Origin of the sequence: Leptolyngbya sp. CCNP1308, assembly GCF_034932455.1 — a bacterium.
In the GTDB taxonomy this organism is placed as follows: domain Bacteria; phylum Cyanobacteriota; class Cyanobacteriia; order Phormidesmidales; family Phormidesmidaceae; genus Nodosilinea.
This window is the reverse complement of the sequence record NZ_JAYGIH010000117.1, coordinates 1-21749: the sequence shown is the minus strand read 5'-3', so window position 1 is coordinate 21749 and position 21749 is coordinate 1. Positions and strand designations below refer to the sequence as shown.

At 58.6% G+C, this 21749-nt stretch carries 22 protein-coding genes; 15 read left to right on the top strand and 7 right to left on the bottom strand.

All coding sequences use genetic code 11. From position 1 onward, the window contains the following. Nucleotides 1-6: 6 nt before the first annotated feature. The 7 genes from VB780_RS30510 to VB780_RS30480 all read left to right on the top strand — a co-directional run bounded on the left by VB780_RS30510 (nucleotide 7) and on the right by VB780_RS30480 (nucleotide 5708). Entirely contained in the window at nucleotides 7-1092 is a 1086-nt protein-coding gene (locus tag VB780_RS30510; protein WP_323354963.1) for an ABC transporter permease, read from the top strand. A 106-nt stretch (nucleotides 1093-1198) separates the two neighbouring features. After that, on the top strand, nucleotides 1199-2146 hold the full coding sequence (locus tag VB780_RS30505; protein ID WP_323354962.1) for an ABC transporter permease: 948 nt from the start codon (nucleotides 1199-1201) through the stop codon (nucleotides 2144-2146). Between the two features lie 140 nt (nucleotides 2147-2286). Next, the gene (locus VB780_RS30500) at nucleotides 2287-2703 is read left to right on the top strand and encodes a hypothetical protein (protein ID WP_323354961.1); all 417 of its coding nucleotides are present in this window, start codon (nucleotides 2287-2289) and stop codon (nucleotides 2701-2703) included. A gap of 269 nt (nucleotides 2704-2972) precedes the next feature. Then, nucleotides 2973-3752 carry an SDR family oxidoreductase gene (locus VB780_RS30495; RefSeq protein WP_323354960.1) on the top strand — a complete coding sequence of 260 codons (780 nt, stop codon included), beginning with the start codon at nucleotides 2973-2975 and terminating at the stop codon, nucleotides 3750-3752. Nucleotides 3753-3830: 78 nt separating this feature from the next. After that, nucleotides 3831-4295, top strand: coding sequence for a thioredoxin-dependent thiol peroxidase (bcp, locus tag VB780_RS30490; RefSeq protein WP_323354959.1), 465 nt, complete (start codon nucleotides 3831-3833; stop codon nucleotides 4293-4295). A gap of 3 nt (nucleotides 4296-4298) precedes the next feature. Next, nucleotides 4299-4754 carry an NUDIX hydrolase gene (locus VB780_RS30485; protein WP_323354958.1) on the top strand — a complete coding sequence of 152 codons (456 nt, stop codon included), beginning with the start codon at nucleotides 4299-4301 and terminating at the stop codon, nucleotides 4752-4754. Between the two features lie 81 nt (nucleotides 4755-4835). Then, on the top strand, nucleotides 4836-5708 hold the full coding sequence (locus VB780_RS30480) for an alpha/beta hydrolase (RefSeq protein WP_323354957.1): 873 nt from the start codon (nucleotides 4836-4838) through the stop codon (nucleotides 5706-5708). On the opposite strand, the gene VB780_RS30475 is transcribed toward VB780_RS30480, so the two are convergent. The 3 genes from VB780_RS30475 to VB780_RS30465 all read right to left on the bottom strand — a co-directional run bounded on the left by VB780_RS30475 (nucleotide 5705) and on the right by VB780_RS30465 (nucleotide 7441). After that, nucleotides 5705-6433, bottom strand: a complete 729-nt coding sequence (locus VB780_RS30475) for an alpha/beta hydrolase (protein WP_323354956.1) — start codon at nucleotides 6431-6433, stop codon at nucleotides 5705-5707. The two genes, VB780_RS30480 and VB780_RS30475, sit on opposite strands and share 4 nt — an antisense overlap. Nucleotides 6434-6440: 7 nt before the next feature. Then, nucleotides 6441-6818, bottom strand: coding sequence for a hypothetical protein (locus tag VB780_RS30470; RefSeq protein ID WP_323354955.1), 378 nt, complete (start codon nucleotides 6816-6818; stop codon nucleotides 6441-6443). A 284-nt stretch (nucleotides 6819-7102) separates the two neighbouring features. After that, a complete protein-coding gene (locus tag VB780_RS30465; RefSeq protein WP_323354954.1) occupies nucleotides 7103-7441 on the bottom strand; it encodes a hypothetical protein in 339 nt (112 codons plus the stop codon). A 473-nt stretch (nucleotides 7442-7914) separates the two neighbouring features. Between VB780_RS30465 and VB780_RS30460 the strand changes: the two genes are divergently transcribed. From VB780_RS30460 to VB780_RS30430, 7 genes are all read left to right on the top strand, one after another. Then, nucleotides 7915-8922 carry a heme A synthase gene (locus tag VB780_RS30460; RefSeq protein ID WP_323354953.1) on the top strand — a complete coding sequence of 336 codons (1008 nt, stop codon included), beginning with the start codon at nucleotides 7915-7917 and terminating at the stop codon, nucleotides 8920-8922. A gap of 93 nt (nucleotides 8923-9015) precedes the next feature. Continuing rightward, complete coding sequence (locus tag VB780_RS30455; RefSeq protein WP_323354952.1) at nucleotides 9016-9996, top strand: heme o synthase; 981 nt, start codon at nucleotides 9016-9018, stop codon at nucleotides 9994-9996. 7 nt (nucleotides 9997-10003) lie between these two features. Then, nucleotides 10004-10243: a hypothetical protein gene (locus tag VB780_RS30450; RefSeq protein WP_323354951.1), complete on the top strand. Its 240-nt coding sequence runs from the start codon at nucleotides 10004-10006 to the stop codon at nucleotides 10241-10243. Beyond that, a complete protein-coding gene (locus tag VB780_RS30445) occupies nucleotides 10240-10470 on the top strand; it encodes a DUF2283 domain-containing protein (protein WP_323354950.1) in 231 nt (76 codons plus the stop codon). Before VB780_RS30450 ends, VB780_RS30445 begins: the two co-directional genes overlap by 4 nt. A 221-nt stretch (nucleotides 10471-10691) precedes the next feature. Then, complete coding sequence (locus VB780_RS30440) at nucleotides 10692-11717, top strand: ABC transporter ATP-binding protein (protein ID WP_323354949.1); 1026 nt, start codon at nucleotides 10692-10694, stop codon at nucleotides 11715-11717. A gap of 9 nt (nucleotides 11718-11726) precedes the next feature. After that, complete coding sequence (locus VB780_RS30435) at nucleotides 11727-12644, top strand: ABC transporter permease (protein ID WP_323354948.1); 918 nt, start codon at nucleotides 11727-11729, stop codon at nucleotides 12642-12644. A gap of 140 nt (nucleotides 12645-12784) precedes the next feature. Then, nucleotides 12785-13159 carry a hypothetical protein gene (locus tag VB780_RS30430; protein ID WP_323354947.1) on the top strand — a complete coding sequence of 125 codons (375 nt, stop codon included), beginning with the start codon at nucleotides 12785-12787 and terminating at the stop codon, nucleotides 13157-13159. A 199-nt stretch (nucleotides 13160-13358) separates the two neighbouring features. Here VB780_RS30430 and VB780_RS30425 read toward each other — a convergent pair whose 3' ends face one another. The 4 genes from VB780_RS30425 to VB780_RS30410 all read right to left on the bottom strand — a co-directional run bounded on the left by VB780_RS30425 (nucleotide 13359) and on the right by VB780_RS30410 (nucleotide 19448). Beyond that, complete coding sequence (locus tag VB780_RS30425; protein ID WP_323354946.1) at nucleotides 13359-13952, bottom strand: GUN4 domain-containing protein; 594 nt, start codon at nucleotides 13950-13952, stop codon at nucleotides 13359-13361. A gap of 137 nt (nucleotides 13953-14089) precedes the next feature. Further along, nucleotides 14090-17332, bottom strand: a complete 3243-nt coding sequence (locus tag VB780_RS30420) for an efflux RND transporter permease subunit (protein ID WP_323354945.1) — start codon at nucleotides 17330-17332, stop codon at nucleotides 14090-14092. Between the two features lie 111 nt (nucleotides 17333-17443). After that, the gene (locus VB780_RS30415; protein WP_323354944.1) at nucleotides 17444-18727 is read right to left on the bottom strand and encodes an efflux RND transporter periplasmic adaptor subunit; all 1284 of its coding nucleotides are present in this window, start codon (nucleotides 18725-18727) and stop codon (nucleotides 17444-17446) included. A gap of 130 nt (nucleotides 18728-18857) precedes the next feature. Further along, nucleotides 18858-19448 carry a TetR/AcrR family transcriptional regulator gene (locus VB780_RS30410; protein WP_323354943.1) on the bottom strand — a complete coding sequence of 197 codons (591 nt, stop codon included), beginning with the start codon at nucleotides 19446-19448 and terminating at the stop codon, nucleotides 18858-18860. Between the two features lie 287 nt (nucleotides 19449-19735). On the opposite strand from VB780_RS30410, the gene VB780_RS30405 reads away from it, so the two are divergent. Beyond that, complete coding sequence (locus VB780_RS30405; RefSeq protein ID WP_416349282.1) at nucleotides 19736-21250, top strand: SulP family inorganic anion transporter; 1515 nt, start codon at nucleotides 19736-19738, stop codon at nucleotides 21248-21250. The last annotated feature ends 499 nt before the right edge of the window (nucleotides 21251-21749 follow it).

The following is a 21749-nucleotide window of genomic DNA, read 5'->3' as shown; positions in this document are numbered from 1 at the left end:
ATTACTATGGCGTCTACAACAACCTGGCGGCGATCCTTGGAATCGGTGGCGCTGCCTATGGGGGCAGTGCTGTCTGCCCTGGTCATCTTCGGGGTGTTTTGTGCCCTGGCCGGGGCCAACCCCCTGGCAGTCTATGGCTCCATCTATCGGGCCGCCTTTGGCAGCTGGAGCGCCTGGCAAAATACCCTGCTGCGCGCTTCCCCGCTGATGCTGACGGCCCTGTGCACGGCCCTGCCGGCTCGGCTGGGGCTGGTAATTATCGGCAATGAGGGCGCCCTAGTGCTGGGGGGCCTGGCGGCGGTGATGGTGGGTCTGGCCCTGGGGTCGAGTTTGCCCGGCGGACTGGTGCTGCTGGCCATGGCCCTGGGCAGTCTGGTGGCGGGCGGCCTGTGGATTATGGCGGCGGGAGCCCTGCGCCACTACCGAGGGGTAAATGAAACCATCAGCAGCCTGCTGCTGAACTATATTGCGATCGCCCTGATGAACCACCTCGTTCAAGGCCCCCTGCGCGACCCCGCCTTTGTCAGCAAGCCCTCCAGCTTTGAGATTGCCCCCGCTGCATGGCTGGGCAATCTGCCCGCCACCCGCGTTCACTGGGGGTTGATCTACGGCCTGGTAGCCTCGGCTCTCGCCTACATTCTGATTCAGCGCACCACCTTTGGCTTTGCCGCCCGCACCGCCGGGGGCAACGTCCGCGCCGCCCGCATTGCCGGGCTGCCGGTGGGCAAGCTCACCCTGGCGGTATGCTTTCTGGCGGGTTCCTGCGCCGGGCTGGCGGGCATGGTCGAGGTCGCCGCTGTGCAAAAGCGGCTGAACGAGTCGATTGTGTCGAACTACGGCTACGCCGGGATTTTGGTGGCCTTTGTGGCCCGCCACAACCCCCTGGCGACGGTGCTGGTGTCGGTGCTGCTGGGGGGCATTTTGGCGGCGGGGGGCATTTTGCAGCGATCGCACAATCTCCCCGATGCCACCGTGATGGTCTTTCAGGGCATTGTCTTTCTCTGTGTGCTCTACAGCGAATCGCTCTACGGGCGCTTCGCGGTGTTTCAGGAGCGCGAGGCCCAGACTGAAGGCGCGGCGGTGGTCGGGTAAATGTGTGGATGGGTAGGTGGGTAAGTTAGGCATTCATTATCCGCGGGATGAGCGGCGGGAAGCTCTATTGAGCATGGCCTGAGTTGTCAACACGTAGGGGAAAGCAATGGCGACGGAAGCACTGGGCTGGTGGGGTGTGCCCCTGGGCATTTTGGCCGGAACCCTGCGGGGGAGCGTGCCCTTTCTGCTGGTCAGTTTGGGCGAATGCCTGACGGAGAAAAGCGGCAAGATCAACCTGGGTTTAGAGGGCACCCTGCTGATGGGGGCGATGAGCGCCTACGCTATCTCCTACCTCAGCTCGGGCATTGTTGGCCCCACCCTGGCCCCCTGGCTGGGAGTGCTGACAGCGGGGATAGCGGGCATGGGGCTGGGGGCGATTCACGGCTGGCTGTCGCAGCAGCCCCGCGTCAACGACGTGGCGGTGGGCATCGCCATGATTATCTTTGGCGGCGGGTTGGCCAACTTTTTTGGCAAGCCCTTCATTCAGCCCCAGGCTCCCCAGTTGCCGACCCTGGCGACGGGCACCTGGAGCAGCTTGCCCCAGGTGCAGTCGGCGCTGCAAATTAGCCCGCTGTTTTTGCTGGGGGTGGCGATCGTGCCGCTGATGAGCTGGTTCTTTAAGTCAACCCGCTGGGGGCTCTACGTACGGGCCGTGGGCGACAGCCCCGATGCCGCCCTGGCCATGGGCATTTCGATTTTTTGGGTGCGGATGGCGGCGATCGTGGGGGGCAGCTTTTTGGCGGGCATTGGCGGGGCCAGCCTGTCGCTGTTTTACCCCGGCGTTTGGACCGAGCGCATCTCTAGCGGCCAGGGTCTGATGGCGGTGGCGCTGGTGATTTTTGCCCGCTGGCAACCCTGGCAATGTCTGTGGGCGTCGCTGCTGTTTGGTGGGGCGCAGGCGCTCGGGCCAGCGTTTCAGTCGGTGGGTATCGACTCGTACTACTACCTGTTCAACGCCGCCCCGTACATTTTGACGCTGGCGATTATGATCATCACCTGCTCGCCCAAGCGCACCTTAACTGGCGCTCCAGGGGCGTTAGGCCAGAGTGACTAGCCAGCGTGAAGCCATTGGCATACCCAGCGGAGGCCAGCAGTATGCGAAGGATCATTGCGGTGGGATAATGAAAAACGGTGGCAGTCTAGCGCCTTTACCTTTGGCCCATAGCCCCCGTATACCTAGCTGAGATAGTCCTTATGACCCAAGCTGAGCAGCTCATTCGTATGGCAGAAGACGAGCTGACGGAGTACAGCACCGACGCCCGCAAGATTGAGAAACTGCGCCGCAAGTTTAGCTTTGCCGTACCCTATCCCCAGCAGCAGGCCGTGCGGGAGGAGGTGGCGGCCAGTATTCCCAACAATTTTGTTGCCAAGCTGATTGAAGAAAACCGCCAGACGGTGGCGCTGCCCTTTTGGGGCATTGGTGGGCTGGGGCTGCTGCTGGGTATTTCGGGACAGCAACCGCTGGACTTGATCGCTACGGGCATTGGGTTTTACGTGGCTTTTCAGGTGCAAAAGCTGGGCTGGGAGTTGCAGGCCAAGCGCCTGGTGCTGCAAACCCTGGATGAAATCGATGCCAGCGTGAAGAATCCAGAACCAGAAACGGCACCCTAAAGGGTTTGGGGGAATCAGAACCACTCCTCTAGGCGTACATCTGCGCCCTTGAGGGGCAACCAAATCTTCGAGCATTGTCATGTCTATGAATAATCCTGCAGGCGATCGCCCGAAGAGCTACTGCGCCAAGACCTGGGCCAGATGCGTTACGCTGGCGCGAGAGCGCAGCCGACGCATCCCTAAAACTATCCTGGGAGTCACTCCTCCAATTTAGAGTTGAGGTTGTCGCCGAAGCGGCATGAACTATTGGCATTTATTCTCTCTCTGCTATGGCTGCATCGATCGCAAATCAAACCGTTCTCATTACCGGCGCTAGCAGCGGCATTGGGGCTGCCTGCGCCCGCCAGCTCGCGGCCACTGGTGCGAGGCTAATTTTAGCGGCCCGCCGATTAGAACCACTGCAAACTCTAGCCGCCGAACTTCAGCAGCAGCATGGCACCGAAGTGCTGACGGTGGTGCTAGACGTGCGCCAGCCGGAGGCCGTGGGTGAGGCGATCGCAACCTTACCCGACCCCTGGCAGGCAATCGACATTTTGATCAACAACGCCGGGCTCAGCCGGGGGCTCGACAAACAGTACGAAGCGCCCCTAGACGACTGGGAAGCGATGATCGACACCAACGTCAAAGGATTGCTCTACGTGACGCGGGCGGTGGTGCCGGGCATGGTGGCGCGCGGGCGCGGCCACGTGGTGAATGTGGGCTCAATCGCCGGGCGGCAGACCTACCCCGGCGGCAGCGTCTACTGTGCCACCAAGGCCGCCGTCCGTTCTCTATCGGAGGGTCTCAAGCTCGACCTGCTAGGCACCCCGGTGCGGGTCACCAACATTGACCCCGGCCTGGTGGAAACCGAATTTAGCGTGGTGCGTTTTGGCGGCGATCGCGATCGCGCTAGGGGCGTCTACCAGGGCATGACCCCGCTGACCGGCGATGATGTCGCCGATGTGATTGTGTTTGCCGTCACCCGCCCGCCCCACGTGAACGTCAGTGATGTGCTGCTGCTGCCGACCGATCAGTCCTCCATGTTCCACATCCATCGACGATCTGAGTAATTCCCTCAGGTCATCTCCAGCCAGCCCCCGCTATACAATTAGCAAGCACGAATCGTCCCTTCATTCGCAATATCGACTATGACCCTTTCCGTTGGCGACCCCGCTCCCGACTTCAGCCTGCCCGATGCTACCGGCAAAACCTATAGCCTGGCTGACCTCAAGGGTCAGCGCGTGGTGCTGTACTTTTACCCCCGCGACAACACCCCCGGCTGCACCAAAGAAGCCTGTGGGTTCCGCGATCGCTACGCCGACTACCAGGGCAAAGATGCGATCGTGCTGGGGGTAAGCACCGACGACGCCAAGTCCCACAGCAAATTTATCGACAAGTTCAGCCTGCCCTTTCCGCTCTTGGTAGATGAGGGCGGCGAAGTGGCCAGCCGCTACGGCGTTTATGGCCTGAAAAAGTTCATGGGCAAAGAATATATGGGTATCACCCGCAGCACCTTTATCATTGGCTCCGACGGCAACCTGGAGAAAACCTACCTCAAGGTCAAAGCCGAGACCCACGCCGACGAGGTGCTCGCCGACCTGGACACCCTCTAGTCTATGGCTTACTTCGCCCATATTTTACGCACCCTGCTGGGGCTGCTGCTGCGCCGCCCCATTCTGGGCACCTGCGTCATTCCGCTGCTGGCCAATGGCACCATTGTGCTGGTGCGCCGCCGCGACAACGGCCTGTGGAGCCTGCCCGGCGGCATTGTGGACTGGGGCGAAGATGTGCTCACTGCCGCCGCCCGCGAACTGAAGGAAGAGGCCGGGCTCCAGACCGTGGGGCTGGAGCGCCTGGTAGGCGTTTACTCCCAGCCGGGGCGCGACCCTCGGTTTCACTCAGTGTGCGTGACGGTGGCGGTGCGGGTGACGGGCAAGCCCTATCCGGCGGATCCCCGGGAAATTTTAGAGGCCTCCTCCTTTAGCCGCGACGAGCTGCCGTGGGATCGGCTCTCCCACGACCACCGGCAGCATTTGCAAGATTTCTTTAAGGGAGAAACGGTTTTAGCCTAAGCTTTTGGGTAAGTTTGCTGGGTTTGACGGATTGGGCACCGCCCTCCGATTACCCTGGTGCCATCTACCCATCGAGTCGCCATGCCGTTACCCGCCGAGATTCCCCTTCGCACTGGCCGCATGAAGCTGCCCAGCGGCAATGTGTTTTGGCACGAGGGCGGCAAACCCCAGGCAGAAACGGTGATTTTCTTGCACGGGTCGTGGCACGACAGCACCCAGTGGCTGCCGCTTATGCAGCGACTGGCCCCCCGGTACCATTGCCTGGCCCCCGACCTGCTGGGCTTTGGCGAGTCGTGGCGCGAGGGCAAAACGACCTATTCAGTGGCCCTTCAGGTAGAGGTGCTGCACAGTCTATTGAGCGCTCTGCGTATTCAGCGGTTTCGGCTGGTGGGCCACTCGCTGGGGGCCTGGGTGGCAGGTCAGTACGCCCTCACCTACCCCGACCAGGTAGAAAGTCTGGCGGTGCTGGCCCCCGAGGGGGTGACCGATCGCACCCTCCGAGGCCGCTGGCGGCGCGATCGCTGGCTGATTGCCCCCTGGTCGCCCCTGCCCCTGGTGCTGCCCTGGCTGGGTAACGCCCCCTGGGCTAGGGCGCTGCGCGATCGCCGCCGATGTCTGCGCCAGGCCCCTGCCGCCTGTAAAATGCTCTTTCAGCGCCGCACCGCCGCTATCCATGGCGAACTGCTCAACCCAGTGCTGGGGCAGCTGTGGCTGCCAACCTTGGTGCTAGAATCTGCCGCCGCTGCCCCCGTTACCCATCGACTCACCCACACCTGGCTGCGCCTGCTGCCCGATCCCCAGCACCGCGAACTCGCCGCCGCCGATACGCCCCCTGGGGTAGACGAGGCAGACTTTGCGGCGGCCCTAGACCAGCTTAAGCGTCCAGATTTGCCGCTTCAAACGCGCTTAAAAACCACCCCAGCACCAACTCAACCCAGCTCAACGACGCTCTAGCTTTCTACCGGACTCGTTGCCAGGGTATGCATCAATAGCTGAGACAGCTCTTCGGCCCGGTTGAGCACCATCAGGTGGCCGCCGCTGGGCACCACCACATCGGCGCTGCGGTGGCCAAAGGGAAAGACGCGATCGCTCCCCCCATGAATATGCACCAGATGCTCGGGCACTACCTGGTTGCGCCAGCCCACGACCCGATTGATCGCCCACTTCAGGAAAAAAGGGTCGGTATCAACCAAAACCTGCTTAAACAGCGAGCAGTCGTCCCGATCGCTGAGGCCAAACAGCCAGTTCAGCAGCCAGTGGACTGCCCACAGCAGTTGCTTAAAGGGCACCACCAGCTGCACTGGCAGCCAGCGAAACACCTTGAAGTAGGCCGGGATTTGTGCCCCAGTTGTGGCGCTAGAGATCACAATCACCTGGGCAGGGTTGCAAAGCTTGGCCATTTCAATCGCCATCAGCCCGCCAAAGGAAAGCCCCACAAAAATAGGGTTTTCTGTGGTCACTTGCTTCAGCAGTCGCTGGGCGTAATGCTCAATGGTCTCTCGGCGCTGGGGACGCTGCCAGAGAATATGCACGGGCCGATAGCCCTCTAGTTGTAGGCGCTGAAACACCCGCCAGTCGGCACCCAGGCCGCTGACAAAGTAGACTTCGCGCTCGGCGATCGCTTGGTCACCGTTCTCTGCGATCGCCAGATTTTCTGTGGTGGTGGCATTGCCTACCATGCTTTACTTAGCTCTTGAGCGCCTCAATCTCGCGGCGAATTTCCGCCAGTTCTAGGGTCAGCGCCTCCAAATCGCTCTGCACGGCGGTGTTGACCACGGGGCTGGCCACGGTGGTAATGGTAGTCTCCCTGGCGCTTGGGCTAGAGCTGCCAAAGGGGTTGGGCACCTGGCTGAGCAACCCATCGACAAACTGTCTGGCCTCGCGCTCGGTGGTCTCGCCTTTGACCTCTAACTCTTCGGTGAGGCGGTTGACATCGCCTCCCAGCTCAGAAAAACGTTGGTTCGAGGTTTCAGGATCTTGGAGGGCTTCAATCAACGACGCGGTGGCCCCCAGGGTAACGCGGATTCCCTTCTGCAGAGTTTGAGTCAGATCATCGGGGTACATAGCTTGCTACCTTAGAAACTCCAAAATTCAGCGCTTGCCTATTAACGATTGATCGTTTTAAGGAGATTTTTAGAAAAGAAGCTCTCCGCTTTATCCGGCGACTGTAGCCACCGTAGGGTGGGCACTGCCCACCATTAGGGAGAAAGTTTTTCGGAAATCGCTTAAGCGCAGCCAACGCCGCACTAGCGGCCCTTTGGCGTTCATATTCTATCGCGCCTATCCCCAGGGGTGTGGCATCTCAGGCTACTATCCCGCCTGGAGTAGAGGGGCGCTGGCGAATGCTCCTAGCCTAGGTAGGCAATCACATCGTCGTAAATCTGCGATAACTCGGCCTCGGTGGTCACTCGAATGCGATCGTCCCGCAGGGTCAGCAGCACTTTGGCCGCAAAGGGGCTGGGCCAGATGTTGGGGTTGCAGAACACCTCGAAAAATACCTCCCCACTGTGGCGATATTCCACTGACGACTGCGGTGTCCGCCGACTGGTATCCCCTCCCTGGGCGGCCGCGCTTTTCAGGGCGGTCATCAGCTCGTCTAAGGAGGCCTTGAGGGATTGGGCCGCTTCGGCAGAGAAGGTAAAGCGAAGGGAGCCCTGGGACAGGTTGAGGGTAAGAGGGGCGCTCATGGGTGCAGTACTCGTTGCGATCGGTAAGCAGTCGGTCAACAGAGAAGTCGTCTGGCCCTGCCGCTCGGGGCGCAGGTGACCTCCAGCAGGGACACTCCATTATGTCATCTGACGGCCAGCCCGAGGGCACTCTAAGCGGCGATCGCCCTACCCTGACCCAAAGCCCCCCGCCAAAGGTAACGATAGATTACGTTGTGTGTCTGGCTACGGCACAACTCTAGCTTTTATATAGCAGGCTAAGGCGGTATTCAAATCCCAAAGAAAACCCTAAAGCTTTGCCAAATCAAGGGTTGCCCTCTCTAAAGTGGTAAGCAACAACCCCAACCTGAGGGCTACAGTTTCTATTTAGTTCTGTAATCATACGTTTGAGTGTTTACTCTCATGGGTCTTCTAGCGGCTCAGCCCTCGGGGGCTCATGTCCCGAGCTGCCCGAAGCCCTTCCCCAGACCGCACTGCTCACCGCTGGAGATGGCATGGCCGCAAATTTCCCCTCGTTTTTATCCCCGGCTACGGCCCGTGAAGCGCTGTGGCCCACCACTAATGTTGCCCCGACCCCAGCCGATCGCATTCGGCGGCTGGTTTGGAAAATTGCCTTTGCCACCCTCGCCCTGATGGCCGTAGGCAGCGCTACCCGAGTGATGAATGCGGGCCTGGCCTGCCCCGACTGGCCCCTGTGCTACGGCCAACTGGTACCTCGGCAGCAGATGAATTTCCAGGTGTTCTTAGAGTGGTTCCACCGGCTAGATGCCGCACTGATTGGCCTCAGTACCCTGTGGCTGGTTGCCCTTAGCCTGTGGTACCGGCGACAGGTGCCCGGCTGGTTGCCCTGGGCATCGGCAGGGGCGCTGGCCCTGATTGGCGTCCAGGGGGCGCTAGGCGGCCTAACGGTGACCCAGCTGCTACGCTTCGATATTGTCACTGCCCACCTGGGTGCAGCGCTGCTGTTCTTTAGCGCCATGCTGATCATCGCCTGTTGTCTGCTGCCCTACCGCAGCACGGGCACCGTGGGCCGCCTACCCTGGCTGGGCCTGGCCGCGCTGGCTGTGGTTTACACCCAGTGTTTACTGGGAGGGCTAGTGGGGTCGCGCTGGGCAGCCCACCAATGCCTGGGGCTGAAGGAACTGTGCCAAGTGATGAATAGCCACCTGCTGGGAATTTTGCCTACCACCGCCCTCGTGCTGGCCCTGACTTGGACAGTGTGGCGCACTCCAGCGCTCACCTATCCCCTGCGGCGGTTGGGCAGCCTAGCCAGCGCACTGCTGGTGTTTCAGCTGGTTATGGGGATCGCCACCTTTCGGCTGAGGCTCCAGGTCGAGCCCTTGACCGTAGCCCACCATACCCTGGGAGCAGCACTGGTCGGCACCCTGGTGTGCTTTACGGTGCTGGCTTGGCGCGATCGCCTCAACCCCATCCCCAATGAGCCCCGCTTCGGCACTGCCGAGACACTCCTAGCCTCCACGACTGCTGCTGTCGAGGCCTAACAGTGCTCTCTGCTGTTACGAAGGTTTTCATTCACTCCTCTAGGCGTACTTAGCTGTCATCTACGGTTTTCAAAACCATTTAGGATTTTTTGCATGAATCAGACCACCACATGGAATGCCCCCACTCGGCACCACGAGTCGTTTAAGGCCGTTGTGCAGAGCTATGTACAGCTCACCAAGCCCCGCATCATCCCCCTGCTGCTAATCGAGACAGCGGCGGCCATGTGGGTAGCAAGCCAGGGCGAGGTCGATCCGGTGCTGCTGATGGTGACGCTGCTAAGCGGCACCCTGGCCGCAGCGTCAGCTCAGGCCATCAACTGCGTCTACGATCGCGACATCGACTACGACATGGAGCGCACCCGCCACCGCCCGCTGCCCTCGGGGCGCATTCAGGTGCGCGATGCCCTGGTATTTGCTGGGGTGTTGGCCGTGCTGTCCTTCAGCCTGCAAGCGCTGGTGGCCAACCTGCTCAGCGCCACCCTGTCGATGGTGGGCATCGCCATCTATGTGGGGGTCTACACCCACTGGCTGAAGCGGTCTTCGCCGCAGAATATTGTGATTGGCGGCGCTGCCGGGGCGATTCCACCCCTGGTGGGTTGGGCGGCGGTGACGGGGGATCTGCCCCTGGCGGCGTGGCTGTTTTTCGCCATTGTGTTCATCTGGACACCCCCCCACTTTTGGGGGCTGGCCATGCTGATTCAAGATGACTACGCCAAGGTCAATGTACCGATGATGCCGGTGGTGGCGGGCGACGAGTCTACAGCTCAGCAGATTTGGTACTACACTCTGGTGCTGGTGCCGCTGACGCTAATGATGACCTTTCCCCTGGGGGCCACTGGGGCGGTGTATGCGGCGATCGCCCTGGTACTGGGAGTCATGTTTATCCAGCGGGCCTGGACATTGTTGCAGGCACCGAGCGATCGCGACCTGGCCAAGGGACTGTTCAAGTTCTCGATTCTCTACATGATGCTGCTGTCGGCAGGCATGGTGGTCGATAGCTGGCCGGTGACCCGTGCCCTGGTAGCCAGTGTCTCTGGCCAACTCGAATCGTTGGTGAGCCTGCTGCCCGTTTAAGTGATTTGTGAAAACAACGCAATACTTCGAAGAACAGGTTTTGGCAAGACGCCCCTACCTGCAGCGAGAGTGGTGTGAACAAGCCATTCGCCATCCGTTCTACAAAGAAACTCAAGCAGACGGGCGTGTACGTCACTGGATTTTTGTAGATACGATTGGCAAATACTTGCGCGTTGTTACTCTAGAAGATAGGGAAACCGTTCTGAATGCTTTCCCCGATCGCAATTTTAAGGGGCCGCCGCTGTGAAGTTTCACTACTATCCTGAAACGGACTCGCTTTACATCAGCCTGTTAGATCAGCCTAGTGCGGACTCTCAAGAGGTGGCCGACGGCATTGTGCTGGATTTTGACGCTGAAGGACATTTGGTGGGGCTAGACATTGACCATGCCAGCCAGGTAGTCGATCTCTCCAGACTTGAAGCAAGTTCTTTGCCCATCGCATCCTTGTCTCTAACAAGGAATGCGGCTGCTTGAGGAACGTCAAATTTCTGGATAGAGACAAAAATCTCTCCAGCTTTTCAAATTGGGGGCAATAACTCGCTGAGGGTATCGAATAGAGTATTTGACGCCCCAAGGCCAGCACATTATCTAAAGGTAATTACGACTTATCGGCCCGCTTTAATTCTCCCGCCGCTCGATGTAATTCTGTAGAATAACCAATGTGAGAACCAATTCTTTTGGGGTGAGCTCTACAGATGGGCGCAGCGGTATCGATTAAAAACCTGAAAAAGTCCTACGGGGCGGTGGAAGCGGTGCGCGATGTGTCGCTTACCATTGAGCCCGGCGAAATTTTTGGCCTGCTGGGGCCAAATGGGGCAGGCAAAACTACCACTATTCGCTGTCTCTGCACCCTGGCCACCCCCGACAGCGGCACCCTAGAGGTGATGGGTGTCTCGGTGGTTGAGCAGCCTCGGCTGGTGCGCCAATACCTGGGCTACATTGCCCAAGAGGTGGCTTTAGATAAGGTGCTCACTGGGCGCGAGCTGCTCCAGCTTCAGGCCGCTATTTACCACATGCCCAAGGGGGTCTCGGGCCGCCGCATTGACCAGATGATCGATCTGCTCGACCTGGGCGACTGGGCTGACCAAAAGACCGGCAACTACTCGGGCGGGTTGAGAAAGCGCCTCGATCTAGCATTGGGCCTTCTACACCAGCCCGATCTGCTGGTGCTAGATGAACCCACCGTGGGCCTCGACATTGAGACCCGCGCGGCGGTGTGGACGTTTCTGCGGCAGCTGCGGGCGGCGGGCACCACCATTTTGATTACCAGCCATTATTTAGAGGAAGTCGATGCCCTGGCCGATCGCGTCGCCATCATCGATCGCGGTCAGGTAATCTCGTCGGGCACCCCCAGCGAACTGAAGGACAAGATTGGGGGCGATCGCATCACCCTGCGCATTCGCGAATTCACCGCTGACGCCGAGGCCGACAGCGCCCGCGCCATGCTGGCCGAGTTGCCCTTTGTGCGTGAGGTCATCGTCAACGCCGCCCAGGGCAACTCGTTGAACCTGGTGGTAGACCGCCAGCCCGACGTGCTGTTGACGGTACAGCAGGCTCTCAAAGCTGCCGATCTGCCAGTCTTTGGCATTGCCCAGTCGCGCCCCAGCCTCGACGACGTGTACCTGGCCGCCACAGGCCGCACCCTGATGGATGCGGAATTGGCCGCCGTCGGGCAGCGCGACCTCAAAAAAGAAAAAAAACAGGCCATGAAGGGACGTTAGGATAACACCATGAGCACCACCATCCCCACCCCATCCCCCGCCCGTGAGGCTGCCCCCAACCTTGAAAACTCAGAACTCAAAGCCTGGAAGGCGGAGCTGGTTAAATCCCAAGGGCTGGTCTCGGGAGCCTTCGTGCAAGAGACCTTGGCCATGACCCGGCGGCTGTTTATTCAGCTTCAGCGCCGCCCCACAACCCTGGTGGCGGGGGTAATCCAGCCCTTGATCTGGCTGGTGCTGTTTGGGGCATTATTCCAAAACGTGCCCGCCGGACTGTTTGGCGAGAGCCGCAACTACGGCCAGTTTTTGGGGGCGGGCATCATTGTGTTTACGGCCTTTGGCGGAGCGCTCAACGCCGGGCTGCCGGTGATGTTTGACCGCGAGTTTGGCTTTTTAAACCGGTTTTTGGTGGCCCCGCTGGCTTCGCGGTATTCCATCGTGGTGGCGTCGGCGCTGTTTATCGCCGCCCTGAGCCTGGTGCAAACGGCGGCTATTTTGGCCCTTAGCGCAGTTCTGGGGGCAGGGCTGCCCAGTCTACCAGGGCTGCTGCTGGTGCTGTTCATCGTTATGGTGCTGGTGCTGGGGGTAACGGCCCTCAGTCTAGGCCTAACCTTTGCCCTGCCTGGCCACATTGAGCTGATTGGGGTGATTTTCGTCACCAACTTGCCCCTCTTATTTTCGAGTACGGCACTAGTACCATTGGAGTTTATGCCCCGGTGGTTACAGGTGGTGGCCAGCCTCAACCCCCTCACCTACGCCATTGAGCCCATTCGCTACGTCTACCTGCACCCGGCCTGGGGCTTGGGTAGCACAGTGCTGCAGACGCCGTTTGCGGCGGTTTCGCTGGGGGCTTGTCTAGCTGTTTTATTGGTCTTCTGCGGGCTGGCGCTGGGGCTAATTCAACCCTTGTTGCGTCGCCGCATTGCTTAGCAGCAGACTCTATCAAGCCAGTTGGTGAGCTGGTATAGAGCTGTCTGCAGCGGGCCAGATAGCCGCTACAATAGCAGGCGTAGACAGCACAATTGCCTGTGCCCAAATTCTGAGTTGTTATGGTGTCAAGGAGTGCTCCTATGGTTTACCCAAACTGTCTCTCTCGACCACTGGCAGCCGCGATCGCAGCCGCTAGTCTGTTAGCTCTGGCTCCAGCTGCCCTGGCCCAGTCTACGGCTACTGACCCCAGCCGCACCCCTCGCGTTGACACTAACGAAGGGTTTGGCGACAGCGATGCCAACGGCGGTCTTTTTGGCGAGAGCAGCAGCCCCTTTGATTTAATTCACCGGGCAGTGCTGATGAACGAACGCAGCCCTAGCGAATTTAGCCGCCAGCATCGCGGCCGTATCAGCGATGAGGCCTCCAACTTCCGCACGCTACAGCAGGACGCCCTGCGCCGTCAGCAGGCCCAACCGGCAACCGAAGTTACTGCCCCCGCAACAGGAGAAGAGTGAGCCACCGTTCCCCAGACAGCAGGCATTGCTCTAGGCGCTTGGGAAATGGGCTTACTCCAGCCTTTCAAAGACCGTCTCGCTGAAATATCAGCGAGACGGTCTTGGGGTTACTTTCAGAGATCTGTTACTTGCAGAAATCTAAAGGACGACGGGCAAAAAGTTTTGCCTCCCTGGAAATTTCTAAGCTGTCCGCAGGTCGCTACAGTTCGCAGGTAAACAGGCGGCTCAGAAAGTAGTTGACCATTTTGGCTCCGTAGGGAGAATCCCACCAGACAACGGGATAGCAGCCGATGGGATCGTCTAGATCATGGCGAGCCTGGTCAATTGTTTTCCACTGTTCGTTTTGACGCCAGCCGACCTGTTCCCCCAGCCGATTGAGGGTAGCGGTGTCTTGCACCAGGGCTGTTTCAAGGGTGCCGCCCACCGATTGGTAAATCTGGAGCTGGACACTAAAGCCAAACCGCCCCCCCGTGTAGGTCGTCCACAGACGGTCTACTACCCGCAGCACGCTGCAGGAAAACAGGCGAATGGCATCGGGAGTTAGATCTTCGCGATCGGGGGTGCCCGCCTCCTGCAAAATAACTCGCACCGTCTCTTCGTCAGCCTCTCTCAGCTTGCCAGTTTTAAGCAGCCGCTGAAGCGGTTGATAGCGTTCAACATCGGTTACCAGGGTTAGCGCATCTTCTAGGCGGGCGACGCGCTCCGTTATCCCCTGCTGAATAAAGCCTTCTACCCTGGCCTCTAGCGCCTCTAGGCGAGCAGCCAGTTCAGCCTGCGACCCTTCCTCATCCATATCGACTCCTTACATCCTTACAGGTAATCTGCGCCAGAGCCATGCCCCAGAACAATGGGCACCTCTGTTACGGGGGCAAATTTGAGCAACGCTATAAATTCTAATGTTGCTCGGCGACAACCATCGCGATCGCAGCCCTAGGCAGGGTTCTCCCCTTGCGATCGCATCGGTGCCAGAGCTTCATCTTCGTCTAGGGAACCGGGGCGATCGCCGTTGCCCAAGCTAGTAGTCATCGGCGGTGCCCCAGGGCCGCCCGGCAGCACCCGCTCGGCAAAGCCCTTGAGAATCACGTAAAGTACGGGCACCACCAGCAGGCTCAGCACCGTGGCTACCAGCAGCCCACCAAATACGGTGTAGCCCACCGACCAGCGGCTGGCGCTCCCCGCTCCGGTAGCAATTAGCAGCGGAAAGAACCCCACCAGCGACGAAATTGCCGTCATGACAATGGGCCGAAACCGCTGCTCAGCGGCGGCGATCGCCGAAGGCACCAGCCCCAACCCCTGACTGCGGGCCTGGTTGGCAAACTCCACAATTAGAATGGCGTTTTTGCTGGCCAGACCAATTAGCATCACCAGGCCCACCTGGGCATAGATGTTGAGGTCGAGCCCGCGCAGAAATAGAAATACTAGCGCCCCCAGCACCGCCAGCGGCACCGTCAGGAGAATAATAATCGGGTCAACGTAGTTTTCGTACTGGGCCGCCAGCACCAAGAACACCACCAGCACCCCCAGGCCAAAGATGATGGTGGCTAGGCCGCCGGAGGCAATTTCTTCGCGGGCCGTGCCCTGCCAGTCCTGAGCTACCACCGGCAGAGCCGCCTGGGCGTGGGCATCAGCCATGGCCGCAATTAGCTGACCAGAGCTGGCCCCCGGAGCGGGCATCCCCTCCAGCTTGATCGATCGCAGCAGGTTGAAGTGGTTGATAGTAGATGGCCCTACCACCTCGCTCAGGGTGACCACCTCGCCCAAAGGCACCATATTGCCCTGGCGCGATCGCACATAGATACTGTTGATGTCAGACGGTTCGTTACGAGCCTCTTGCTCGGCCTGAACGTAAACTCGGTAGTTGCGCCCACCGCTGGTAAAGTCGTTGACGTAGCGAGACCCCAAGTAGGTGCCCACGGTAGTCAACGCTTCATTGATATCGATATCGAGAGCCTTGAGGCGATCGCGGTTGATATCGGCCTGCACCTGGGGCGAGCTGGCCGTGAACTGGGTAAACACCCCCATGGAGGCAGGCGACTGGTTGGCCAGCCCCATAATTTCGTAGGCGTTGCCCAAAAACTGGTCGATCGTCATCTGGTTGCCGCTGCGGTCTTGCAGCTGCATTTCCAGCGCTCCTGTAGGGCTAAAGCCCGGCACCGGCGGCGCATTAAAGGCAATCACCAGCGCTTCCTGAATGCCTGAGAGCGCGCCATTGACCTTCGGCAGCAGCCCCGTAACTGACGACTCAGCGCCCCGCCGCTCCTCCCAGGGGGCCAGGGTAGCAAAAAACACCCCCCGGTTAGGCGATGGCCCATCAAAGCCAAACCCCGACAGCATAAAGGTGCTAGTCACCTCTGGAAACTGGGAAATCAACTCGTCAGCCCGCCCCATAACCTGCTTGGTGTACTCCAGCGATACCCCGTCAGGAGCCTGCACAATGCCCAGGAAGTAACCCTGGTCTTCTTCAGGCACAAAGCCAGTAGGTACCAAGCGCAGCATGAAGACCATCAGCACCACGCCCACGGCAAAAACTGCCAACACCCCATAGCGCAGCCGAATCAGCACTCGCACCAAGCGTCGGTAGCGTTCAATGATCCAACTCAGCGCCTCGTTGAAGCGATCGAAGAACCGCCCTGAAAGACCGCTGCGCGGGCCAGCGGATCTAGGGCGCAGCAGCAGAGCCGACATGGCAGGCGAAAAGCTGAGGGCGTTGAAGGTTGAGACCACGATCGCAAAGGCAATGGTGAGGGCAAACTGCTGATAGATTTTGCCCGTGCTGCCCGGAAAAAACGCCACCGGAATAAACACCGCCATCAGCACCAGCGACGTTGCCACCACCGCCCCCGACAGCTCCTGCATGGCGTCAAGGGCAGCTAAGCGCGGGCGCATACCCTGGTCAATTTTGGCGGCAATGGCCTCCACAATGACGATCGCATCGTCCACCACCACCCCCGAGGCCAGAATGCAGCCAAACAGCGTCAGCGTGTTGATGGAAAAGCCAAACACCAGCAAAAAGGCCATCGTACCGATCAGCGACACTGGAATCGCGATCGCAGGCACAATCGTCGAGCGCCAGTCCTGCAAAAACATAAATAAAATCAGCAGCACCAGGGCGATCGCCGTGATCAACGTAATCAGCACTTCCTTTAGCGACACCCGCACAAAGTCAGTGGTGTCAAACACCAGCTCGGCCCTAAAACCCGGCGGAAAGCTAGGCTCAAGATCGGCGATGCGATCGCGCACCGCCTGGGCCACCTCTAGGGCATTGCTGCCCGGCAGCTGATACACCAGCAGACCCGCCGCCAGCTTGCCGCCGGTTTTAGCATCAAAGCTGTAGTCCTGGGCACCTAGCTCGGCCCGGCCCACCTCTCGCAGGCGCACCAGGTTACCGTTTTCGCCCACCTTCACCACTAAATCCTCAAACTCGCTGACCTCTTCCAGGCGACCGGGCAGCCGCACCGTGTACTGGTAGGCTTGGCTGCTATCCACGGGGGGTGCCCCTACAGAACCGCCCCCCACCTGCACGTTTTGCTCTTGCAGCGCTGTTACCACATCCCCAGGGGTGAGCGACTGACTGGCCAGGGCAGTAGGATCCAGCCACAGGCGCATGGCATAGCGCCCCGCCCCAAAGACCTCAGCGTTACCAACACCGTTGATCTGCTTCATCTCATCGAGAATAAACAGATCGGCGTAGTTACTCAGGAACAGAGCATCGTAGCGATCGTCATCGGTAAAGAAGCGATACACCAGTAGAATGCTGGGCGACTGGGCATTTACCGTTACCCCTAGCTGGCTCACCTCCGGCGGCAGCTGGGGTTCAGCCCGAGACACCCGGTTTTGCACATTCACCTGGGCCAAATCTTTATCGCGACCGGGCTGAAACACAACATTGATGCTGCTCTGGCCAGTGTTGGTGCTGCTAGAGGTAATGAACTCCATCCCCTCCACACCGTTGATCTCACGCTCTAACACCGTAGTGACGTTGTTTTCGACGGTCTCAGCATCGGCCCCTGTGTAGTTAGCCGCCACCGAGATCTGCAGGGGCGCAATTTCGGGCAATTGCTCAATGGGCAGCAGCGGAATGGCCACCGCCCCCGCCAGCACAATCAGCAGGGTGCAGACGGTAGTGAGCACCGGGCGACGAATGAAGTTGTCGGCAATAGAGAACAGCGCCATGGGTAAACCGGGGGCTTAAGGGGAGTTAGACAAGGTTGTGATTCCTGTGGAAATCACTTTACAAATGACGCCATACAGACGCCGCACCATCGTCGGAAGCAAATATTTTCGTCAATTGGTCGCGGGAGTGGCTGAGGCCTGGGCCTCAGGGTCAATGGGTCTGCCGTCCTGCAGCTGTAGAATATTCGTCACAATTACTTCTTCTCCGGCTTGCAGACCGTCAATGACCTGGTAGTTTCCGCCCTGAATGGGGCCGAGCTGCACCGGTCGCTGGGTGGCCACTCGCAGAGTCTGGCCGTCTTCCTGGGGCTGATCGGTAGCCACAAACACAAAGCTCTGCCCGGCGATACGGGTAACGGCCACCGTGGGCACCAGCAGCGTAGCGGTGGTGCTCCAAATCAGCCGCGCTCGCACAAACTGCCCATCGCGCAAATTGCCGGCCTCGTTAGGAAAGCGAGCTTTGACTAAGATTGACTGCCCCTCGCCGTCCACCTCCGGCGAAATAAAGCTGACGCTCCCTGTAGCCAGGGGTTCACCCGTGTCGGGGCTAAGCAGCTCTACCGGAATCCCCGTCCGCAGCTGGCTGGCACGGGTAGTCGGCACCTGAATCCGCAAAAACAGCTCGCTGTTTTGGGTGATAGTGGCCAGGGTTTGCCCGGCCTCTACATAGTCACCAACCTTGAGGGACACATCGCCTAAAAAGCCCGCCACCGGAGCCACCACCTGCTTAAAGCCCAGATCTGCCTGGCTGACATCAACCTGGGCCTGGGCCTGCTCAAAGGTTGAGAGCGCCTGCTGGAGCTGGGCCTGGGCGGCACGCACATTGTCCGAGGCCTGCCGTTGGGCCGCCTGAGCCACATTCAGCTGGTTTTGGGCATTGTCTAGCTCTTGGCGGCTCAGCGCCCCAGCTTCTACCAGTCGTTCGGTGCGGCTAAATTCAACCACGGCCAGCTCGACATCGGCCTGGGCACGGGTCAGTTCGGCCTGGGCCGCATCAACTTGAGCCTGGGCCGCATTGCGGCCAAAACCAGCGGCCTGGGCCGCCGCCTGGTTGGCAGCCACCTCAGACTGCACCTGGTTGGTGCTGAGCTGCACCACGGGCTGCCCTTGGGCAACGGCACTGCCCGAGCTGGCTAGCACCTGGGTCACGCGGCCTTCGACCTCTGGCTTGAGTTCTATGCGCTGCTCGGCTTCTAGGGAACCAACAAAATCAGAGCTTTCTTCAAAGGTGCCGGGCTGGAGTTCCTGCACCTGCACCTGCACCGCCGGGGGGCCTGTCATGGCGTCTGGGGCCGGTCGACTACAGGCCGCTACAGCGAGCGACAGGGTGAGAGCGGCCCCCCAAGCCTGTCGCGATCGACGAACATTCACTGGCAGCATAGGATAACTAGACATTGAGTGCAGGTTAGACATCGGATGCCATTGCTTAATGGTAATTCAGAGAGCCTAGAGTCATGGCGTTGGTGCGGCCTAGCCCCATACCGACGCCCTAGCCTCCGCAATCCGCTGAAAAATAGGGGCTGATTCAGTTAAGTGAACGTAGCGAGCCTCCCTCGGTGAGGTAGAGCCTCAGCATATCGAGCAGCAGACGGGCATGATCGCGAAACGAGCAGCTCTGCGGTTCATAGATGCGGTGCAGCAAAATGCCATCTACCACACAGCTCAAAAAACCGATCAATTTCGGATCGTCTAGTCCTAATAGGGCGGCTATCTGCTGTTCGCTCTCTTGCCAAACCTCGTGAAATACTTCAGTTGGAACGCCACTCTCTCGGTGCTGGTGCTGGTAAAACTCAATCCAGATCAGTGTTTGCTTCCTTAAAAAATCCTCGTTTTGAGCAACATACTCCAGGGCTGCCTCTACTCGACCCAGCACACAAGGCTGCTGGCTAGCAACGGCGATCGCGCTTTGAATATCTCGCAGCGTAGTTTCGCGCACCAATTGCTCAAATAGCCGTTCTTTACTGGGAAAATAGTGATAGAGCGTACCTGTGGATACTCCCAATCCCTGGGCAATTTGCCGCATGGTCAGCGCAGCGTAGCCTTTTTCAGCAAATAAATCAAAGCATTGGTTCAACAGCTCCCTGCGGTACTGGTCATGGTCAACGATCTTGGGCATACACGCTCAGGCGCTGCGGCCTAACCTCTAAGCAGCTTCAAAACCATACCCCAATCCCTGCAAAGTTTTATGTTGAACGATCGGTATAAAAACAATACCTGTTTTGCACTGTCCTGTAAACCCTTCCTATAAATGTGTGTATTTGGTTTAGAGCCTAGACATCTAATACAAATTTGACTTTACATGGGCATGGGTTGAGCCTCTGTGAGTCCCTAGGCAACTGGGGTTATGGCATTGGTATCTGTGGCGTTTGGTGGTTGTTTGGGTCACAAGGAGACACATTGAATATTCACAGTCTTAAGCTTCGACGATTCAAGCCTCGCAATCTCAGGAGGGAGTGGTTGTCTAACCCCAAGGCCGACATTTTGGCGGGGGCAGTGGTAGGGCTGGCGCTGATACCAGAGGCGATCGCATTTTCAATCATTGCTGGCGTAGACCCCAAGGTAGGGCTTTACGCCTCCTTCATCATCGCCGTTACCACCGCATTTTTAGGCGGGCGGCCGGGGTCAATTTCGGCCGCTACCGGAGCCATGGCCCTGCTGATGATCGACCTAGTGCGCGACTACGGTCTGGAATATCTGCTGGTGGCCACCCTGCTGACCGGCATCTTCCAGGTCATTTTTGGGGTGCTCAAGCTGGGTCGCCAGATGCGCTACGTCCCTCGGGCGGTGATGGTGGGCTACATCAATGCGCTAGCGGTGCTGATTTTCTTGGCGCAGTTGCCCCAACTCATTAACGTGCCACCAGCGGTGTATGTGATGGCAGCCCTGTCGCTGGTAATCATTTATGGCCTACCCCGCTTGACCAAGGCAGTGCCATCCCCCTTAGTCGCCCTATTTGTCATGACCACCGCTGCGATCGCCCTAGGAATTGAGGTACCCACCGTCGGCGACATGGGCGAATTACCCACTACTCTGCCGATCTTTGCGCTTCCCCAGGTACCCCTAACCCTCGAAACCCTAAGGATTGTGTTGCCCACCTCGCTGACCATGGCGATCGTTGGTCTGCTGGCCTCGTTCCTTACCGCCTCCCTGGTAGACGAGCTCACCGACACCCCCAGCAACAAAAACCGGGAGGCCAAAGGCCAGGGCATTGCCAATATAATCACCAGCTTTTTTGGCGGCATGGCAGGCTGCGGCATGATTGGCCAATCGGTCATAAATGTACAGTCTGGCGGTCGAGGACGACTCTCTACCCTGTGCGCTGGGATATTTTTGCTCTTCGCGATTTTGGCCCTCAGCGACTGGGTGCGCCAAATGCCCATGGCAGCCCTGGTTGCCGTAATGATTATGGTGTCCATCGGCACCTTTCGCTGGGCCTCCTTCCGCGACATGGCCCGCATTCCGCGCAGCGAAACAGCAGTTATGCTGACTACCATGCTAGTGACTATTTTTACCCGAAACTTTGCCCTGGGCGTAGCCACGGGTATCGTCATGAGCACAGTCTTTTTCTCCCGCAAAATTGCCCGACTGGTATTTGTCGATAAGGTGTTAAGAGATGACGGTAACCACCGTATCTACACCGTTTCGGGACAAATTTTCTTTGTATCCGTCGAAGAATTTTCAGACGCCTTTGACTTCAACGAGTTTATCGATCGAGTCACCATCGACCTCACCCACGCCCACCTGTGGGATCAGGGCGCTGTAGCTGCTCTAGATAAAATAGTCAATAAATTTCGCCGGGCTGGGACAGAGGTAGAGGTAGTCGGCCTCAACAAAGCCAGCGCCACTCTAGTGGAGAAATTAGCCGTTCACAGCCAACCAACGCCATCCCCCAGCAGGCGAATAACCAACAAAACCTAAGGTTGTTTTTGAAACATATCTTGCTCTGTATCGATGGCTCACCGTTTACCCAGAGCAGCTAATACTATGGGGGATGATTTACTGACAAACTGGGGCCAACATTGACATAATTTAGCCATTGACAACACCACATTTTAGCTATTAAGAAGTAGCAAAATTTCCGTGCTTCTATTTCGGTAAATTTAAACCACCTTTCTTCAACAGCCAGCGAGCAATAGAAAATTCGATTTGGTAAACCCCGATTCACAATCAGGAACCCCATAGGGGCGTAGCATACTACGCCCCTACAAATCGGGGGTTATTCATTCGGAATTTAGTATAACAGAGCAAGCCAATAGCCAATCGATATCGTGGCAGCCTTAGCTATAAAAATTTGGCTCTACGGGAATGAGTATGCTGATGTAGTCGATACTATACCGAGTCGTTATGGTGCCTCTGCTCACGGAATTACTAGGTCTATCTGGTGTTGATGTCGAGTCTTATGAGGCCACTGAGGACA

Bases quoted from the DNA above. Each gene is read 5' to 3' on its own strand.
- VB780_RS30435 (WP_323354948.1), top strand. From the start codon at position 11,727: ATGAGCACCACCATCCCCACCCCATCCCCCGCCCGTGAGGCTGCCCCC.
- VB780_RS30510 (WP_323354963.1), top strand. From the start codon at position 7: ATGGCGTCTACAACAACCTGGCGGCGATCCTTGGAATCGGTGGCGCTG.
- VB780_RS30440 (WP_323354949.1), top strand. From the start codon at position 10,692: ATGGGCGCAGCGGTATCGATTAAAAACCTGAAAAAGTCCTACGGGGCG.
- VB780_RS30465 (WP_323354954.1), bottom strand. From the start codon at position 7,441: ATGAGCGCCCCTCTTACCCTCAACCTGTCCCAGGGCTCCCTTCGCTTT.
- VB780_RS30425 (WP_323354946.1), bottom strand. From the start codon at position 13,952: ATGGATGAGGAAGGGTCGCAGGCTGAACTGGCTGCTCGCCTAGAGGCG.
- VB780_RS30470 (WP_323354955.1), bottom strand. From the start codon at position 6,818: ATGTACCCCGATGATCTGACTCAAACTCTGCAGAAGGGAATCCGCGTT.
- VB780_RS30430 (WP_323354947.1), top strand. From the start codon at position 12,785: ATGGTTTACCCAAACTGTCTCTCTCGACCACTGGCAGCCGCGATCGCA.
- VB780_RS30460 (WP_323354953.1), top strand. From the start codon at position 7,915: ATGGCCGCAAATTTCCCCTCGTTTTTATCCCCGGCTACGGCCCGTGAA.
- VB780_RS30475 (WP_323354956.1), bottom strand. From the start codon at position 6,433: ATGGTAGGCAATGCCACCACCACAGAAAATCTGGCGATCGCAGAGAAC.
- VB780_RS30505 (WP_323354962.1), top strand. From the start codon at position 1,199: ATGGCGACGGAAGCACTGGGCTGGTGGGGTGTGCCCCTGGGCATTTTG.
- bcp (WP_323354959.1), top strand. From the start codon at position 3,831: ATGACCCTTTCCGTTGGCGACCCCGCTCCCGACTTCAGCCTGCCCGAT.
- VB780_RS30455 (WP_323354952.1), top strand. From the start codon at position 9,016: ATGAATCAGACCACCACATGGAATGCCCCCACTCGGCACCACGAGTCG.
- VB780_RS30415 (WP_323354944.1), bottom strand. From the start codon at position 18,727: ATGTCTAGTTATCCTATGCTGCCAGTGAATGTTCGTCGATCGCGACAG.
- VB780_RS30420 (WP_323354945.1), bottom strand. From the start codon at position 17,332: ATGGCGCTGTTCTCTATTGCCGACAACTTCATTCGTCGCCCGGTGCTC.
- VB780_RS30480 (WP_323354957.1), top strand. From the start codon at position 4,836: ATGCCGTTACCCGCCGAGATTCCCCTTCGCACTGGCCGCATGAAGCTG.
- VB780_RS30500 (WP_323354961.1), top strand. From the start codon at position 2,287: ATGACCCAAGCTGAGCAGCTCATTCGTATGGCAGAAGACGAGCTGACG.
- VB780_RS30495 (WP_323354960.1), top strand. From the start codon at position 2,973: ATGGCTGCATCGATCGCAAATCAAACCGTTCTCATTACCGGCGCTAGC.
- VB780_RS30485 (WP_323354958.1), top strand. From the start codon at position 4,299: ATGGCTTACTTCGCCCATATTTTACGCACCCTGCTGGGGCTGCTGCTG.
- VB780_RS30410 (WP_323354943.1), bottom strand. From the start codon at position 19,448: ATGCCCAAGATCGTTGACCATGACCAGTACCGCAGGGAGCTGTTGAAC.